The following is a 16,533-nucleotide window of genomic DNA, read 5'->3' on the forward strand; positions in this document are numbered from 1 at the left end:
CGAAGTTTGCAGAAATTCGCCGCCGTCCACGCCTCGGTCTGCAACCATTTCAACTCGGAGCGCAGCCTCACTTCCCGAACGACTTTCAAGCTGAACCGCGCCGCCGCTCTCACCGAGTGGCGCGGTCTTTGCGCGGCATAAGGGGCGGCGATCCTGCCCTTGGAGAGACTGGTTCGCATTTGTCTGGCAGCACCCGGCGAAGTTCTGACAGATCTTGTAGAGGACCCCGGCCTTGTCCATCCGGGCGAGCGTGTTCGCGAAATCGAACTGCTCGAAGATCACGCGCGCGTTGTCAGAGAAGGAGGCGATGTAGTCCTCGAGGTTCTGACGGGTGCGGGTCGCGCCGAGGCTGCGCAGGTCGTAGTTCGACGTGTTGTAGAACGGGTACCCGGTCTGGGTGCGCAGGATGACGTCCAAGTCTATCCCGCTGTCCTTCATCGCCTTGACGGTTTCGCGAACCTGATCACGGGTCGGCTCCAGAACGCATTCGAGGCGGCGCAGGAGAGTGAAGGGCAGAATGACCTTGCCGAAATCGACGTGCTTGAAGTTCCCCCAGAGGTCGTCCGCATTTTTCCAGATGAAATCGGCGAGGGCGGTGTTCGTGCTCATTAGCCTTCCTTGTTATTTTTGGGATCGGTTTCGGGCTCACGCAGCGCCTCGAGGAGCCGCCCGTCCGGCAGCACCGCCCACTTGTAGATCTGGATCGCTGTCCAGCCGGTCGCTTTGCAGCCCCACTCGTTGAAGCTCATCAGATCGCCGCGAAACTCGACACGCTTCCCGTCCACCACAGTAGCGGCGCTGTCCGGCCGGTCCTTTATGGTGAGGATGGTGCCAACCGGCAGAAGCCCCTCATCGACCATTTCGCGCGTCTTCATTAGTCGCGCTCGGCCCGACCTGGCTGGCGCGGGTGGCACTTCCACAGGCGACGGTTCGGCGGGCTTGATGCTATCGGTCGTGGTCGACGGCTCGGAAAGCCCATCGAGCTTGGCCATGAAAGCCTCTACCCGCGGATAGAAGCTCCGCAGCCCTGATCGCCGTAGCGAGGCTCGGACTTCGCCTGCGGTGAGGCCAGCGGCCCGTTTGGCGACGAGCCGGACAAACGCGTCGTCTTCCGTAATTGCGTCGAGGACGGCCTCGACCTGCCGGTCCACCCGCCACTCCGTCCAAAGCGCGTCGATCGCGCGCGCCTGCATCCGGCCGCGGGACAGGAGCGAGAGCGTAGCGGCGATATCTTCAATCGCGGCAGACGGGTCGTCGAGCAGGACCGTCAGGAATAGTTTCTCCTCGGCTTCGACCGGTGCGTGGACCTTGTAGATCCTCCAGGCCGCGCCATTTGTGAGCACGCACCAGTCCACACCGGCGGCGTTGGCATAGTTCAGGGTCTGCAGGAGCGGCTTACGGTCGTCCAGGCTGACCCCGAGCGCTTTGGCCTCAACGAAGAGCGCCGGCGTGCTGTGGAGGAAAAGGGCGTAGTCAACAGGATTGTCAGCTGCCGTGTGGCGGTATTCGCTTCTGACCTCTTCGACGTCCTGAAGATCCCATCCGAGCGCTTCGAGGACGGGAAGGATCAACACGCGTATCGTATCGGACTCGGTCAGTCGAACACGGCGATCCCGATAGCTCAGGATTCGTGTCCGAACCGTTGGAAGACAAGCCGCCAATGCGTTGAGGGAGTCTGCTGTCGTCATGCTGCCCCCTCGAGAACCAGATCGCGGTTGAGCAGTACAATCTGCTGATCATAGGGCTTTCGGGCGCCCGGATCCGTATCCAAGCCAAGGCGCCTGAGCGCATAGTAAAGAAGGGCGCGCCGTACCTTGATCTTCGCTTTGCCGCTTCGCATGCCATAGTCGAGCGCGATGACCTTCGCCTGCGTTTCCGAGAGGTCCGGATGAGGGGCGATCTCCAGCGTGACATCGGAGTGCCAATCGCTGTCGTCGCCGGCCGATGCGTTGCTCTCCCGTGAACCTCGGATCTTTAGCATTCGGGACAGCAGGAAGTCCTTGAAGCATTCATCGGTCTGGCAGAAAGCCCGCGTGTGCCAGCGGAAGCCGTCGAACGCGATAGCGTGGGGCGCAATCCACCGCCAGCGCGGCTCCGGGTTGGACAGTGACTGGTACTTCACCTCGACCGCCTCTGACCGGCGTATGGCACCAACGACCGAGCGGAGCGTCACCGGGTTGACGCCACGTGCTGGCGTCGGGGCGGACGCGAAGGGCGGGAGATTGGCTATCCAGGAGTCCTCCCGGTCGAGGATCCCGTCAGAGAGTGAGCGTAGCTGCGCGAGGTAGCGGCTCGCATCGGGCTCGAGGAACTGCGCCTTGAAGTCCGAGCCGCGGACATAGGTCCGCGCGCTCTTGTCGTAGACCATGTTGTCCGGTGCGAAGCCGATGTAGCGCTTCAGGTCGGTGGACGCCTGGTTCACCGAGACCCCGAACTGGTCCATCAGATCGCTGCGGTTCACATGTCCCTCCCAGAACAGGCGGAACTCTATGAACTCAAGGCGTTGCTCGACGCCCCAGCGAAGTTCCGACCTGTCGTTTTCCATTCCGCTCCCCGGCTCGGGCAGTGCGCACCCTAACTATGCGCGCCCATTTTCTGGGCCTAAACCGAGGCTAGCTGAGCCGGGGATGTGGCGCAATCGAAATGCGTCGCAAATCAGAGCTTTGGAGCGACACCACGGGTCGGGAGGAAGAGGGTGTCGTCAGTAGGCCGGGACGCCCTGATCGGAAGTGGCATTCATCACGTCGCGTTCGAAGGCCTCGATATCGGCGATACGATAGACGACGCGCCCTCCGATTTTCATGTATGCAGGTCCTTCGCCGGCCCACCGCCACCGCTCCAGGGTGCGGTGCGAAATGGTCCAGCGTTCCGCCAGTTCTTTCTGGTTCAAGCAGGTTGGTTTCATAATCGTCTCCTTCTTCACAACTCACAGAGGTTGCAGAAGGACGAAGGCGTGAAAGAAAGAGAGAGGCAAGTCAGTGTCTTGAGGCACCCTGCGCAAAGGCTCCGTGGCCAGTGCAGAGCCGTCAAAGCACCCGGCGAGAGCGAGAGAAAACAATCGTATCGGACGCTATTCTCGGACAAACGTGGCAGGTGGTCGAGATTTGACCTTGCCCACTGAGCGGTGTTTTTGCGTATCTCTTTCCCTCCGATTTCGCGGGATTACGATAGGATTCACAGCAATAACCGATGGCTACGATTCCTCTTAGAATCATGCGTTTGAAAGTCCCGGCCGGACACTTTGCTCCTGCTTTGTATTTGCTTTGATCGTGTTCTGTTCAGTCGCAACCGAGTGGTAGCGAGAAGAAATGGCGGATGGGCGTGCCGAAGTTGCACGACCTCCGGCACGCCCCGACAAAACGCAGCCACGAGCGCGGCTGCGCGGCCGGCGAAAACTCAAGCCAGCCTGGTGGGCCCCGAGCGGGTTCGCCGCCATCCCCACCGCCGCGCTCGATCCGGCCCACACTCCGGCGTCTCCCGCGGTCCCCGCGCTTATCGGGTCCGGGTCCCCATCAAGTCTGCCGTGCCGGCTATTCCGCGTCGGCCGGCATGACGGAGTCCATCTCGGCAATCGTCTGAAACTCGGACAGGAATTCGGGTCGCGTCTGCATGAGGTAGCGAACGATCCTTGCGTTCCCGAGCAGCTTGCTGACGTAGGCCTTGATCACGGTCAGATGCAGGTGATCCTGGCCGTAGGTGTCCTGGATCGAGGCAATGCCCTCCTGCAGGCGGGCCAGTTCCTGTTCCATCCGCGCCATTGCCTCGGGCGTGATGCCCTTCACCTTCTTTGGCTTGGACGAGTCGACCAGTTGTGCCTGTGGCGTGCCGGCGAGGATCGCCTTCACGTAGGCGACGGAGTAGTTGTTCGCGTTGACCAGAAGCTCCGCAGCCTCGATCTGGCGCATGGTCTTCATCTTGCGAAGCGCGTCGAATACGGCGTTCGTGCAGGGCTTGTCTTTCAGGATCGCAATGGCTTCCTCGGAGATGCCATCGAGCAGCTTGATCTTCTTCTGGATGCTGCGCGTGCCGAGATCGAGCGCGGCTGCGATTTTCTCCTCGGGTACGCCGCGTTCGATCGCCTTCCGGATCATCCTGTGCTCCTGGATCGGCGCAAGGCGACTGACCTGCCGGTTGTAGGTGAACGCCTCGTCGTCGGTGGACACGAGGCATTCCACCTCCTGCGCGCCGTCATCCTTCAAGGCCTCGATCCGCAGATGTCCGTCGAGCAGCAACCACGTGGCGGATTTGTCGGGTTTTGGGGCGACCACCGGCGGTTCGACGATCCCGATCTGGGCGATGGAGGCGACGATCTGCCGGTACTTTCGGCTGGTTTTTGCGCTCTTGCCGAGCGTTCGCAGGGGCAAGATCACGTGGATCGGCAGGGTGACACAGTCATCTTCGAAGCCGTGATTGACGCTGGCCGGGCGTTTGTCCGCGGCCCGTTTCATGACGAGGATCCATCGGTGACCGCCTGGGCGAGATCGGTGGGCATCGTCTCAAGCCCCTCGGCACGAAGCAGCGTCATGAAGTGCTCATCCGCGCATAGCTTCCGGAACGCCTCCCGCACGAACATGAGTCGGCTCTGCGCGAGTTCGGCCTTCTTGATCAGCAGTTTCTGACGTGCCGCCTCCTGCTGATAGGCTCGGACAAGTCCCTCGCTGGTCAGCGCGCGTTTAGCCACCCTCCGCCCGAGCGCATTGCTCTTGATCTGGGGCCCGCGGAGCTCGCGTTGCTGGATCAGGCGGCGCACGAGCGTCAGTTTCCGGCCGCGCAGCTTTTTCTGAGTATAGGCATCCATCAGCGCCTTCTGCGCGCCCTTGGCGTCGGTCTTGGAGATCTGGATGGCCAGGTTGAGCGGCAGCAGTCCTGTCTCCACGGCGGAGACCAGGCGTTCCTCACCCTTCTCCAGCAGCCCGGCGATCATGTTGACGTATTCGTAGGAGACCCCGATCTTCTCGCCGATCTGGCGGTCGTTGTAGCCGCGTTCGCGAAGCGAGCCGATCTCGCGCATCAGATCGATCGGGTTGTGCTGCCGCCTTGCGCAGTTCTCGACGAGGCTCATGACGAGGCAATCGCTCTCGTCGGCTTCAATCACGATGGCCGGGATCTGGTCCTGCTTGAGCTCGATGAACGCCTCGAGGCGGCCTTGACCACAGACGAGGTCATACTCCTGCGGGTCCGTCCCGGCGCGCGGGGCCACGGTGATCGGCCGCTTCAGGCCGATGCGGGCGATGTTGTCCACCATCGCCTCGAAGGTGCGCCGATTGCGGACGCGAGGGTTGAGGATCCGGATCCGGTTACAAGGGATCAGGGTCGCCTGCTTCTGACTGGTCGGCTCCGTGTCGTCGGGCATCACGCCACCTCCGCGATCCTGGCCCGCGAGGCGAGCGCGTAGAAGAAATCGAGCGTGTCGAACCGGTACGCATCGAGCGCGAGCCCGTTCTGCTCGGCGAATTTCAGTTTCCCGAGAGTCATGTCGATGCTGGGCAGCACGTAGTAGTCGCGCGGCGCCTCGTTCACCTCGTCTATGCGCACGGCGATCGTGATGTCCGGCACCAGGCCGGTGTCGAGGCGGATGCGCCACCGCAGTGACCCGGCCGCCGTCGCCGCGCAGCGGGCCAGCACGATGGACACGGTGAACTCGTCGTTGACGCGAAGCAGATCGGTCTCCGGGTCCTGGACAGCCCGCCCACCGTGCCGCGTGACCCCGGCGATGATCTCGGCCACCACCTGCGGATGAGCCTGTTGCAGAGCGCGGTTGATCTCGATGTAGCTGTAGTCGCGGTCTGGCTCGTAGCCGATCAGCCGGTAGGCGCGCAGCAGGCTGCCGAAGCGGCTGCGATAGGCGCTGGAGGACGGAAGATCATCCTCCTCGTCGATGATCAGACCCGACAGCATGCCTTGCCGCTTCAGGATCGCGCGCAAAGCATCGAGCAGCTCGTCGTCCGAGAAATGACGGCTGCGGGCGTCGACGATTTCCCGGGCCCGCAGGAAAAGGGCCTTGTCGACGATAGCCGGGAACGCGCCCTCCGCCCGGATCCACATGTCCCGAGGGTTCACGACACGGCGCTGCTTCAGCTTGAACGACACCTTGTTGAAGACGTTGTTCCCGATGTACTTTTCGTTGGTCAGCACCTGATGGACAGTCGCCCGGGTCCAAGGCCGATCAAGATCGGTCCGGTGTCCTTCGCCGTTGAGGACCTCCGCGATCTCGCGCTCCGGCCGCCCCTCGTTGACGAACATCTCGTACATGCGCTGAACGACCCGCTGCTCTTCTTCGGGGCCGGGCACCAAGATCACGCGGTCGGTCTGGAGGCTCTTCTGCTCGCCGCGGGACAGCTCGCCCTTCGGATTGCCGTGTTCGTCGATCAGCACTCGACGCAGGCCGTATCCGGCGGCACCGCCCTGGCGATAGCCCAACTCGACGAGGCGGCATTGTCCGGCGAAGACCTTCACCGACAACTCGCGGCTGTACTCGCCGGCCATCACGCGCTTCACGGTCTTCAGGAGGTTTGAGCCGATGCTCCCGTCGTTCTCGAACTGCTCGCCGCAGTAGTGGACCCGGATGCCAGCGCGGGAGCAGACGTGCTCATGATAGGCGCCCTCGTCGGCATCCTGAAATCGGCCCCAGCGACTGACGTCATAGACGAGGATGGCCTTGAAGTCGGCCTGGCCGGATTGAACCTCGGCCATCAGGCTCTGCAACGCCTCCCGGCCATCGAGCCGCAAGCCGGATCGCCCGGAGTCCTCGAACGTCCGCAGGATCGTGAGGCCACGGGCTTCGGCATACTTGCGAATGACGTCCAGCTGGTTCTCGGTCGAGTACTTCTGGTGGTCTGTCGACATCCGGACGTAGGCGACAGCAGGTACGTCTTGCTCGGCCGCCGTGCTACCCGTTCCGGTGTTGACGCTTTGACCTGCCATTCACCGTGCCCCTGTTCACAGCGCAAAGCCCCGGCAAGCCCGTTGCGGGTGCCGCGCTGTGCCTCGGCGGGTGGCGAGGCACAGCGGCCCTCTCATGCGTCCATGCGCCGGCGTTCCGGTTCTGCCGTTCATTTTCCTCACCTTCAGAAGTGCGGATGCCCGCCGCAGCCTTCCGGACCGGCCCGTCACGGGCACAGACGGATTCTGCGGTTTTCATGTCTCTCCAAACATTTAGCGGAGAAACACATGAAGATGCGGGTGAAGATGGGCACAGTTGTGCCGAATATGGGCACATTTGTGCACCCAGAGGACGTTCCGGGCGACTACCGCGCGGCCGTGGCGATGGCGTTGCACGCGGAACTCGGATCAACTCACCGAGCGATCAAGTCCGCCATGAGGTGGACAGGGGCCAGCGAGCGGACGGTGAAATACTGGTTCACGGGCGAGCGTGGGCCGAGCGGCGAGCACCTGGTGTCGCTCGCTCGGCATTCAGACGTCGTGCTGGTTCTGCTGCTGACGATGGCAGATCGCCTCGTTATCGAGGATGGAGAAGGGTAGGCAGGACCGACGCCCGGTGAGCGTGGCCCCTTGTGTCGTGTTCGATATTGGTTATCTTGAACACATACGATATAGGGAGCGTGCCATGTCTCGGACCACCACCATGACCGTGCGCGTCAGCGGCGCGCTCAGCGAGTTCGTCGCGACCAATGTCGGCGAGGACGGCGCCTACGAGAACGTCAGCGAGTACATCCGTGATTTGATTCGCCGCGACAAGGAGCGCGTGGAGCGCGAAGCCTTCGATCGGCTGAAGGCCGAGTTGAACCGCGCGTTCGCGGCCCCCGAGGAGAGCTACAAGCCCCTGACCGCCGCCGAGGTGATCGCCCGGAACCGGACCTGATCGCATGGCGATCCGGGTCCAGGAGGCGGCGTCCGTCCGGCTCGACGAGATCTACCGATACACCCGTGACACGTGGGGCGAGGCGCAGGCCGAAACCTACATTACCGGCTTGTTTGCCGCATTCGAGCAGATTGAAACGCGCGGTGTGCATTCGCGGGCCGTGCCGGCCGAATTCGGAGTGGAGGGGTATTTCTTCCGGTACGAGCGGCATTTCGTTTATTGGAGGCACCTGTCGAATGGCGATATCGGCATCGTCACAATCCTTCACGAGCGGATGCACCAGATTTATCGTTTCAAGGAGGACTTCTTCGGATAACGTTCGGCGGACAGTGTCGTGCAGACCATTCTCCAAGGTCTTGAGCGGGCAACGGCGGACAAAATGATCTTGGTTTGTATCGGTTTTGATCATGCTTTGTTTCCCAAGCAGCGTAAGCAAGCGTAGGCCCGGGTGTTGAACAGAACCTCCTTGGATTCGCCGATTTCAGAATAGATCCCGGTCGCTACTTCCAGCAGAGTTTTCAGGCGCTCCGTTCCCTCCGCCACTTGCCCCCGCGAAAGCGTTCTCCCTATCTGGGGGTGGCCGGATTTTTCCGTTGTTTTCGAGGGTTATGCGGGAGGGGCTGAGCACCAGTCTTGGTGCTAGGTTGTCCGGCAGCGGTCTCATAGAGCCGGTATTCTCTGGACCTGATGACTGCGCCATTTCAGTAAACAGCTTGCAAGATACTGTATCGAAACAGATTTTGTGCGCGGCACCTGAGCACTTCGACGCCAGCGGCGTTTGGTCGAACGGGACAGAAATCGAACACTCGCCAGAAGAATCGGCAAGTGAAAGAATGGACTGCTCCGTCAAATTCCTTTGACGAATGCCTATCTTCGCGAGGAAGAGTGTTCCTCAGAAACCGCTAAAGGCTCTTGGCAAGCGCATCAGCAAAGCGCTTCAAGCCGCGCCGCTCTGAGATACGACAAACACCAAGTTCAACTGCCCGGATGAGTACACCGTCTGCTACAGCCCTTGCAAATTCTGCTGCATGTCCGACCTCGTAGTGAGAGGAAGGCGCGTCGTCCACTGTCCGCGGATAGACCAGCACCACCTCGGAAATCCCCGTTGCGCGCGAGAACGCCAAAGATTCATAGATATCGGCATTGGAAATCGAGGTAGAAGAGCGAGCCACATGCCCTTTGTATTTTGCATCCACGATGACCCGGCGCGAACCAGTGGTATTGGGAATCGTGACAATCGCGTCGGGAACGACGTTGAGCACCCTGACTGCCCCATCCTGCGTTCGCGTCCCAAGCCTATTTGGTGACTGTAGCAGCACATTCTTGGGTAAGAGTGCGTTGCGGAGAGATAGCGACACGAGCTGCTCCCACACCTGCCATGTCTGCATGACGTAGCCTGGCGCAAGAGCATTCTTGGGATCATAGGCGCCACCAAGACCCCGCAGGATGTCGAGAGAAAGATCAAATGTTGGTTGCCAAGCGCGCGAACGGCTCGGCAACCGGCGATCCTGTAGACGTGATGGCCTCTGTTGATGCGGCAGATGTTGCGCAAGACGCTCAAGACGCACGCGGGTTTCGACGTCGGGAACAATGGGCGCGAGACCTGCCGCAGCCGCCCTGATTACCGCGTTGTAGGGATTTTCACGGGTGAACGACGTAACAGATTGCGGAAAGCCTTCCTCTGTTGGAACAGACAAATCCTCGGGGTCAAAATCCCCTTCAATGGCAAACTCGCTGTGGGACAAGCGGCGATAGGTTCGCAGCGGTCTACGCTGGTTCTTCCAGTACATCTCGATCAGAGAGCGCCCGATCAGCGTCGCAAGATCAGATGTCGCGCGGGCCGATGATTTCAGTCCTTCGTTGTCGAGGAGCCGCCCATGATGTGAAAGCGTGGCCAGAAGGAAGAAATCTTCACGCCATCCGGGTGCATTGCCGAGAAATTTTGGCGCAATTTCGAGTTCCAGACCTGATGCAAGGACAAGCAAACCCGCCACGTTCTGAAACTGATAGCGGTCGGCATTAATGGATAGCGGAACGCTCTCCAGTCCGAGGAGCCCGCGCAAACGGTCTCCGGCACGGAGCAAAAGTTCGCGCGCGGTGGACGCCGAAACATCGCTACGCTTGGCAATTTCCTCGTGGAGAGCCGAAGGCTTCGCATACTCAACAGCTGTGAAGCGCTGCCATGGGCGCATGACGATTAAACAGCCTTTTGGGACAGGGCGACGAACAGATCATAAACCTGCGAAGCATCAATGCTCACCGGACCATTGATTATGGCACGGGGTGCATCCCCGAAGGACGTCTCTTCCAAGCTGTAGGGGTTTCCGGCAATGCCGCGATCTGCGTTCAACGCGATGGCGGTTCCGCGTACATCACCGAAGAACGCTTCATCGATGTGATTTTTGACCGTCCGCCATGCTGTCGCAAAATGGGCAAGAGCGTCAGCCACGTTTGAGGGCTTGGCATTGTTGGCCATGAGCACGCCGTGACCAATCCTGAATTCTGGCCCTCGTCCAAGCGCAATTCTCTGGTTTATCGCATCAAAAGCCTGAATCGCAGCCTCGCTCACATCGTCTGCGGAACTTGGGCTCGGCGGCAAACTTGCCATCGGTGTCGCGGCAACTCCGAAATGCGCCCTCAAAACCGAAGACTTGGGTTCCAGATTGAAAGGAGCCCAACGCCGAAGGAAGGCTACATCCAGCGGCTCGACCGAGACGTCCGCCTGGTTCATTGCTGCTAGTATGTACAGCCTCGATGGAAAAGCATACTCGATCAGATCGCCGTCCGCCGGATTGATCAAATCGAAGAACTGTGTTGCGGGCGTTGACTTGCCGTCCGGTGCAAGGCGCTTGTCGGATTCGATGGCGACGATAGCTCCACCGAAAACTTGTACGGTGGGGCCGCGGTTGATTTCATCTATGATAAGCAGCGCCGCGCTGTCCGGCTGCTTTGCATACTCACTGGCACGGTAGAGAATACCTTCGGTAATTCTGAACGTACCCGGCGGTGTACCTGTGCGGACGTCAGGCATCACGCCTGTCAGGAAATCACGGTACTTGCTGGACTGATGAAGAACGCAGCGAAAGACCTTCCGGTTGGTGGATGTCCCGATTGACCCCGGCAGGCTTGTCGTAGGCGTGGGCGGGATTGGGACTGGTGCACCTGGCTGATGAATCGGCGTGCTGTAGTGCCCCTTAGCTTCAAAGAGGCTGGCAACCTCACTCAGCAGCATGGACTTGCCCGTGCCCGGCGGCCCGGCAAGCAGGACGTTGCGGCGGTTTTCCAGCAGATCCAGAATGTCGTTGGCGTCAGACATGTGGGTATTGTTCTTTTGTTACAAGGTCTAGAAACGCTGACTTGCAGCCGTCGTCGAACCAATCCTGCGCAAACTTCTTGATTTTCGGGTCCCAATTTTGGGTAAGAAGACTCGTTTCAGTCGTGAAATACAGCCAAATATCTCCATTGGCTTGCTGGAACATCATGAAAACCGAACGACCTCCATTGGGATCGTTTTGGATCAAGCCATCAAGCGCAAACTCGGAGATGCGTGCTATTCGGCATTCATTCGGGCGCGCATCAGTGGCAGGCCATATCTCCATCGTGGCGCTCTTATCGCCAGTCGGTTCATTCCAAGTGACCGTGCCACTCAGAACTTCGATTTGAGACGTAACCCCTTTTGCCTTGCGTGTCTTGGTTGTCTTGTTCGGGAACATGCGTCGAAATAATGGTAAGAACTCGGTTTCCGGTCGAAAACGCAGATCGCGAGCGCCCCCCCCGCTGTCGGCGTCATTTGACTTGGCGATAAACTTTCGACGATCTCCGTCTTCGATATTTTGAAGGAGAACCCGTTCAATGGTCTGCGAGCTACTGCTCATCGTACAACCTCGTTGGATTTTTTTTGGATGCTGCTGACGAACTCGGAGCTGACATAGGGTATCGCGCCCAGTTTGCGCGCGCATTCCACCCGTTGGGCACTTGGTTCACTTCCCGCTTCTGCGTTTCGGAGCCAAGCCGAAAGCAGGACATCTTCTGTGACGGTGGACGACGTCTCTCCCTGTATTGCGGGCTGGCCGCGATCCAACAGGGGGAAGTCCTGCAACATGAGCCGTAGGTCATCCTCGGAACAACCATAGGCGCGTGCGACCAGAACGTCCGCTTCGCAGCGCAGTTCGGCAATGCGCCAAACATTCTCAAAGCTCGAATTTTTTGACTGGTCAAGCTCATGCAATTTTCGGGCGAGGCCAATCAGGCGCTGTGCGGGGAGTGAACTGATATCAAGGTTGGGTAGTCGAAGGGAGAGCAGGACGAAGTAATTCACTGTCGTCGTGACGATCCGCCGAAGCAGCCAATCGAAGGGAAGCGAGTTGACAATGGCGAGCCAAAGGAACAGCCGATCATCCGATGGGTCATTGGGGAAAGAAATCGTCGGAACCTTGTTCCCGCAGACGACCTCTGGCGGGATCAACGCTGCCATCATTGATCGTTCGTTGGTTTGCCCTGTAATGTCACAAAAGCCTACGCGCATACGCCGAGAGCGCCGCGAAGCTTCTGCGGACGCTACTCTCAACGGCAGCCAGAACTGTGGTGCGACCCTGCTTTGTCCTGGCGGGAGATTGTACCAAACGGCGCTTCTTCCTTCACCAGAGACATAAGACTTGCACCCCAGACGGTGAGGTTGAACCATTCGGCCCTCAATGACCGGAAGGCATCCTTTTTCTGGCCGTTTCACGAAATAGCGGCGGCCGTGAGTCATATCGATCTCACGGCAAAACTCAGGATACCAAGGTGAATCCCCGGATGAGATCACCGATCCGTTGTACTGCATTTTCTTGAACAGATGCCATTCCTCTGCCGAACGCACTTCGGGAAGAGTAAGGTCGGAGCGCAAATGCTCGATATCCTTTAGCGCAAGACGTACCTGCGGCGCGGGTACGACGCGCTCGGTATTGGCACTTGCATGGCCAATCTTCACTGCCGTGAGTGCCTTGCTGGAACTAGCCTTGCGGCGATAATTCACAACTAGAAACTTAAAACGCGTGTCAATAGCGAAATGCCTTCCACGATTCTCCATTATGGTGAAGGCAAGATCATCCGTACCTTCTACCAGCGCCCGGCGCAGAGTTTCAGTGCTGAGCGAGCGGATCAGGCCTGCCGGAACCAAGAGAGCGCCGTGTCCGCCTACGCGCGTCAGCTTGTAGAGAAGCTCGGTAAAGGCGACGTAGAGATCAGGCTCGCCTTTCGCTAGGACCGGGTAGCGCTCAATAAGTGATCCCGCCATTGCGGCGCGCTCGGTTTTTGCTTTTTCGTACCCAGCAAGTGATTGGAGGCGGTAGCTCGCTCCGTAGTCGCGGGTTTCGCCGTTCGCTTTGGCGTATTCATGCCGTGTCAGTTTGACCTTTTCCCAAGGAGGGTTTGCGATCACGACGTCAAAACCGTCTTCGCTTAGCTCAAGCCAAGTGGCGTCAGGTACAAGCAGGCTGTCCTGTGCTCGCCAGCGGGCGCACATCGTTGCGATGGCATCCAGGTCATCGGTCAGCGACGCGAGTGACAACCGAGTGCCGCGCAAAGCCAGCGGTGAAAGATCGGCGGCATAAACGGACTCGCGAAGCCATTCGCTGGCTAGTAGACGATCCGGTCCACAGGCTACGATGGAAACTGCAGTCAGCAATATCCCGGCACCGCAGGCTGGATCGAGAACCTTAGCCCCTTTAGTGAAATGCACCTCCACACTGTGAGCGAGATGCAGGGCTAGCCGAAAGTCCGTGTGATACGCGCCGTTATTTCGTTGCTCACTGTGATCAAGTGCTTCCCGAGCCAGCGCGCTTAAGCAAAGCGAGGGGTGGATGCCAGTATCATTTAACAGCAGAACAAGCGCTTTCGCGTCATCAAGCAGGCGTTCAGGGGCCATCAAGGGTTTGATAGCGAACTTCGAGCAAAATGCTTGAAAATCAAATCCACCTAGGCGGGCAGATACCGCTTCCAATAGCTGGAAGCGCAACTCGTCGTTGTTCCCGCGATAGCGTCTCAGGTATTGAGTTATGTAGGCATCGGCCTTTGCAAGGCGTTTGCCCTCGACTGTACTGGATGGTTTCATGCGGCGTCGCGCTTTGCTTCCTTGGTCTTCTCGATGCAGAAAAGCAGCTCTCCGACGTCGGAGGCGGCTTTGCTGGCGGCTTTGTTGGGGCGATAGCGACCAATATTCTGGAGCGAATGAACGCTGAGTTCTCCGATGCCAGCTAGAGAATCGGAAAGCGATTTGATCGGGACGTGACCTTCGGTGCTATAGGATAGGAAAATGCGGCGAGCCGGGAGTTCTGAAACAAGGCGCTCGATAGCCTTCGCGGCTCTGATTTTATAGCAAAAGTCAGATGCTTTTTCTCGCCATGGACGAATGCCGCACACCCCTTCAACTTGAGGCTCATCACCAAGGGCGATGGTTTCAAGGATATGATAATACGCTGCGTATTGGCGTTTGGTGTAGGGAGGGTCTAGATAGACCGTATCCTCCGCCGCGCACGGCACCTGGAGAACGTCCCGATTGCTCATGGTCGCATGCGGAGAGGCTTCGAGATATTCGCCAGGCTCGATTACCAAGGCATCTAGCGATTGCCTCTGCCATTTGGACAGGAAGCAGCCATAGGTTCCGGCAGTATTTGCGACACGGTTTGAAGCGCGCATCAAATCGGCAATGAGAACGCGCTCTTCATGTGGCGTGATTATATCGCCTTGCCGCCAGGCGCGGATCCTCTCCCGCATGCCATCGATTTTTTGGGCGTTCTGTTCGGTGAAATACATCCGGGAGACGTCGCAATGACCTGATGATGCTGGGCTGTATTCTCGCCAAATGAAGCCGCGTACGGGCACTGCTTCATTAAGAGCAGCAATTGCGTTGTCGTAGCCCGAAAGCCCCTTAAAAGGGATATCGGCTTTGGACGTCACGCGCGCGTAGGACATGATGGCCGAGGAAGCCAAATGATCGTTAACATGAACGGGCCAGCCCGCGCGAGACGCTGCTTCGGCAACTGCTCCTGTCCCTGAGAAGCCATCCACGAACACACCGCCGTCAGGCGCGCCAATGTGATCAATAATGGCTTCCACAATACGCGCCTTGGAGCCAATGTAACGGAATGACATGCGTGCGGTCTCCCTGCCTGCTTAGTTTTTTTGTTGCCATGCCGGGAAATGAGCGGGTGGCATGGATCGTTTCTTAGCTCATGCAGACTGTTCAGGCGTTAACAGTGGTGATTTCTTCGGTCTGATTGGGTGGCATGGGCTTAGGTTGGTCTACTACGCCAGCATTGCACATACGGCGAGTAGGGCGCAATATATAGTAGGCGCGCGCAGCACGGATGCTACTGATTTACTCGGCTGTTGCGCTCCGTTCGTAGCGGGGCCTGCATTTGATCTTGGATTTGTAACTCGATCGCCCGGAGCTTGAGTTTTCGAGGATCATCAGGGGGTCCCTTGGTCCTGCCGCAGGTGAGCTGCTACGCGGCGATGGGCGAAGCCGACTGGCTTGATTTGGCCTTTGTCGCCGTTCAGTCTAACCTCCCCTCCCGGCGATCCCACACCAACGGCATGTCCTTCAATAATCCCGCCAGCGTCACCTCTGGCCCCTGTGTCCCGTCAAGGATCGACTCCACGATATCAGGCGCAAGCAGCGTGAGCCGGAGCACCCGCGTCATGTAGGACGACGCAATCCCCTCGTGTTCCGCTAGTTCCGCCATTGTCATGAATTTCCCTGATTCCAGCATCCGCTTCCAGCGGAACGCACGAGCCAGCGCCTTGACCAGTGTGCTATCCGTTCGATGCGGTTGCTTGACGCCCTCGGGCAGCTGCATCTCCTTTCGCCCACCGCGCTTCACGACGCGGAATGGCACGTGCAGCGTCACTGTGTCGGGGATCGGCGTCCTGCTGGTCATGTCGCCGCCTCAATGCCGCCTGCAAGCATCTCACGCACAAGGCCACTGAGGCCGTCGACGCGCAGGCGGACGTTGAGCCCGTCCGTGCCGATGTCGACGCGCTCGATCAGCAGCGACACGATGCGTGCCTGCTCGGCGGGGAAGAGCTCATCCCACAGCAAGTCGAGTTGCTGCAGGGTCGTGCTGGCGTCGGCCTCGGTGATGTCGTCGGCACTGGCGCGTGCCGCCTTCCATGTCCCTGCAATGATCTCGGGTTGGCAGAATACGACGCGCAGTTGGTCGACGACGGCGGCTTCTATCTCGCCCGCTGGCACGCGGCCGATCGGACACGTACCGGCACCGTGTTTCAGTACCGTCTGACTGACATAGTACCGGTAGTGCCTGCCTCCCTTGCGCGTGTGCGTTGGCGAAAATGCCGCTCCGTCTGGTCCATAGAGCAAACCTTTCAGTGGGGCTGGTGTTTTGGCGCGAGTGCGGGCAGCGCGCTTGCGGGGGCTCTCCTTCAGGATCGCGTGGACTTTGTCCCAAATGGCGCGGTCGATGATGGCATTATGCTCGCCGGGATGGTGCTGTCAAAGGAAACCAGCTTGAGCCGGGCAGGGCGGTTTCGTAGCCTTGCAGCATGGCTACGAGATCCCCGTTTCGCTATTTCAAGACCAGCCCGGAAATCATCCGCCCGGCAGTTATGCTGTACATCAGGTTTCCGCTTTCACTGCGGGACGTGGAAGATCTTCTGCACGAACGCGGCATTGATGTGAGCCACGAGGCCGTCCGGTTCTGGTGGCACAG

15 protein-coding genes and 4 pseudogenes are annotated in these 16,533 nt (G+C 59.3%); 5 read left to right on the forward strand and 14 right to left on the reverse strand.

The features are described 5' to 3' along the window. Positions 1 to 141, forward strand: a pseudogene (locus AC2FNA_RS23665) (IS6 family transposase); the annotation flags it as partial. 69 nt (positions 142 to 210) lie between these two features. On the opposite strand, the pseudogene AC2FNA_RS23670 reads toward AC2FNA_RS23665, so the two are convergent. The 7 genes and pseudogenes from AC2FNA_RS23670 to AC2FNA_RS23700 all read right to left on the reverse strand — a co-directional run. Next, positions 211 to 609 (reverse strand): annotated as a pseudogene (locus AC2FNA_RS23670) (type I restriction-modification system subunit M N-terminal domain-containing protein); the annotation flags it as partial. Continuing rightward, on the reverse strand, positions 609 to 1,688 hold the full coding sequence (locus AC2FNA_RS23675; protein WP_496830825.1) for a type I restriction enzyme HsdR N-terminal domain-containing protein: 1,080 nt from the start codon (positions 1,686 to 1,688) through the stop codon (positions 609 to 611). The pseudogene AC2FNA_RS23670 and the gene AC2FNA_RS23675, both read right to left, overlap by 1 nt. Further along, positions 1,685 to 2,545 carry a BrxR family helix-turn-helix transcriptional regulator gene (locus AC2FNA_RS23680; RefSeq protein ID WP_496830827.1) on the reverse strand — a complete coding sequence of 287 codons (861 nt, stop codon included), beginning with the start codon at positions 2,543 to 2,545 and terminating at the stop codon, positions 1,685 to 1,687. The genes AC2FNA_RS23675 and AC2FNA_RS23680 overlap by 4 nt, the downstream gene beginning before the upstream one ends. A gap of 156 nt (positions 2,546 to 2,701) precedes the next feature. Then, positions 2,702 to 2,905, reverse strand: a complete 204-nt coding sequence (locus AC2FNA_RS23685; RefSeq protein ID WP_326295777.1) for a helix-turn-helix transcriptional regulator — start codon at positions 2,903 to 2,905, stop codon at positions 2,702 to 2,704. A gap of 625 nt (positions 2,906 to 3,530) precedes the next feature. After that, a complete protein-coding gene (locus AC2FNA_RS23690) occupies positions 3,531 to 4,448 on the reverse strand; it encodes a plasmid partitioning protein RepB C-terminal domain-containing protein (protein ID WP_496830830.1) in 918 nt (305 codons plus the stop codon). Then, complete coding sequence (locus AC2FNA_RS23695) at positions 4,445 to 5,353, reverse strand: plasmid partitioning protein RepB C-terminal domain-containing protein (protein ID WP_496830832.1); 909 nt, start codon at positions 5,351 to 5,353, stop codon at positions 4,445 to 4,447. The genes AC2FNA_RS23690 and AC2FNA_RS23695 overlap by 4 nt, the downstream gene beginning before the upstream one ends. Further along, positions 5,353 to 6,924: a recombinase family protein gene (locus AC2FNA_RS23700; protein ID WP_496830834.1), complete on the reverse strand. Its 1,572-nt coding sequence runs from the start codon at positions 6,922 to 6,924 to the stop codon at positions 5,353 to 5,355. Before AC2FNA_RS23700 ends, AC2FNA_RS23695 begins: the two co-directional genes overlap by 1 nt. Before the next feature lie 246 nt (positions 6,925 to 7,170). Here AC2FNA_RS23700 and AC2FNA_RS23705 point away from each other — a divergent pair, with 246 nt between their 5' ends. The 3 genes from AC2FNA_RS23705 to AC2FNA_RS23715 all read left to right on the forward strand — a co-directional run bounded on the left by AC2FNA_RS23705 (position 7,171) and on the right by AC2FNA_RS23715 (position 8,138). Beyond that, complete coding sequence (locus AC2FNA_RS23705; RefSeq protein WP_496830836.1) at positions 7,171 to 7,482, forward strand: XRE family transcriptional regulator; 312 nt, start codon at positions 7,171 to 7,173, stop codon at positions 7,480 to 7,482. 85 nt (positions 7,483 to 7,567) lie between these two features. Then, entirely contained in the window at positions 7,568 to 7,822 is a 255-nt protein-coding gene (locus AC2FNA_RS23710) for a ribbon-helix-helix domain-containing protein (protein ID WP_114511840.1), read from the forward strand. Positions 7,823 to 7,826: 4 nt separating this feature from the next. Then, positions 7,827 to 8,138 carry a type II toxin-antitoxin system RelE/ParE family toxin gene (locus AC2FNA_RS23715; RefSeq protein ID WP_496830838.1) on the forward strand — a complete coding sequence of 104 codons (312 nt, stop codon included), beginning with the start codon at positions 7,827 to 7,829 and terminating at the stop codon, positions 8,136 to 8,138. A gap of 586 nt (positions 8,139 to 8,724) precedes the next feature. On the opposite strand, the gene AC2FNA_RS23720 is transcribed toward AC2FNA_RS23715, so the two are convergent. The 7 genes and pseudogenes from AC2FNA_RS23720 to AC2FNA_RS23750 form a co-directional block, all read right to left on the reverse strand. Next, positions 8,725 to 10,014 carry a 5-methylcytosine restriction system specificity protein McrC gene (locus AC2FNA_RS23720; protein WP_496830840.1) on the reverse strand — a complete coding sequence of 430 codons (1,290 nt, stop codon included), beginning with the start codon at positions 10,012 to 10,014 and terminating at the stop codon, positions 8,725 to 8,727. Between the two features lie 5 nt (positions 10,015 to 10,019). Beyond that, a complete protein-coding gene (locus tag AC2FNA_RS23725; protein WP_496830842.1) occupies positions 10,020 to 11,138 on the reverse strand; it encodes an AAA family ATPase in 1,119 nt (372 codons plus the stop codon). Continuing rightward, positions 11,131 to 11,697 carry a hypothetical protein gene (locus AC2FNA_RS23730; protein WP_496830844.1) on the reverse strand — a complete coding sequence of 189 codons (567 nt, stop codon included), beginning with the start codon at positions 11,695 to 11,697 and terminating at the stop codon, positions 11,131 to 11,133. The genes AC2FNA_RS23725 and AC2FNA_RS23730 overlap by 8 nt, the downstream gene beginning before the upstream one ends. Then, a complete protein-coding gene (locus tag AC2FNA_RS23735) occupies positions 11,694 to 13,916 on the reverse strand; it encodes an Eco57I restriction-modification methylase domain-containing protein (protein ID WP_496830846.1) in 2,223 nt (740 codons plus the stop codon). The genes AC2FNA_RS23730 and AC2FNA_RS23735 overlap by 4 nt, the downstream gene beginning before the upstream one ends. Beyond that, positions 13,913 to 14,956 carry a DNA adenine methylase gene (locus AC2FNA_RS23740; RefSeq protein ID WP_496830848.1) on the reverse strand — a complete coding sequence of 348 codons (1,044 nt, stop codon included), beginning with the start codon at positions 14,954 to 14,956 and terminating at the stop codon, positions 13,913 to 13,915. Before AC2FNA_RS23740 ends, AC2FNA_RS23735 begins: the two co-directional genes overlap by 4 nt. A 404-nt stretch (positions 14,957 to 15,360) precedes the next feature. After that, the gene (locus AC2FNA_RS23745) at positions 15,361 to 15,744 is read right to left on the reverse strand and encodes a hypothetical protein (protein ID WP_496830850.1); all 384 of its coding nucleotides are present in this window, start codon (positions 15,742 to 15,744) and stop codon (positions 15,361 to 15,363) included. Beyond that, positions 15,741 to 16,310, reverse strand: a pseudogene (locus AC2FNA_RS23750) (recombinase zinc ribbon domain-containing protein); the annotation flags it as partial. The pseudogene AC2FNA_RS23750 and the gene AC2FNA_RS23745, both read right to left, overlap by 4 nt. 56 nt (positions 16,311 to 16,366) lie before the next feature. Between AC2FNA_RS23750 and AC2FNA_RS23755 the strand changes: the two are divergent. Further along, positions 16,367 to 16,533: pseudogene (locus AC2FNA_RS23755) on the forward strand (IS6 family transposase); the annotation flags it as partial.

The organism is Ruegeria sp. YKSD163, assembly GCF_059612905.1.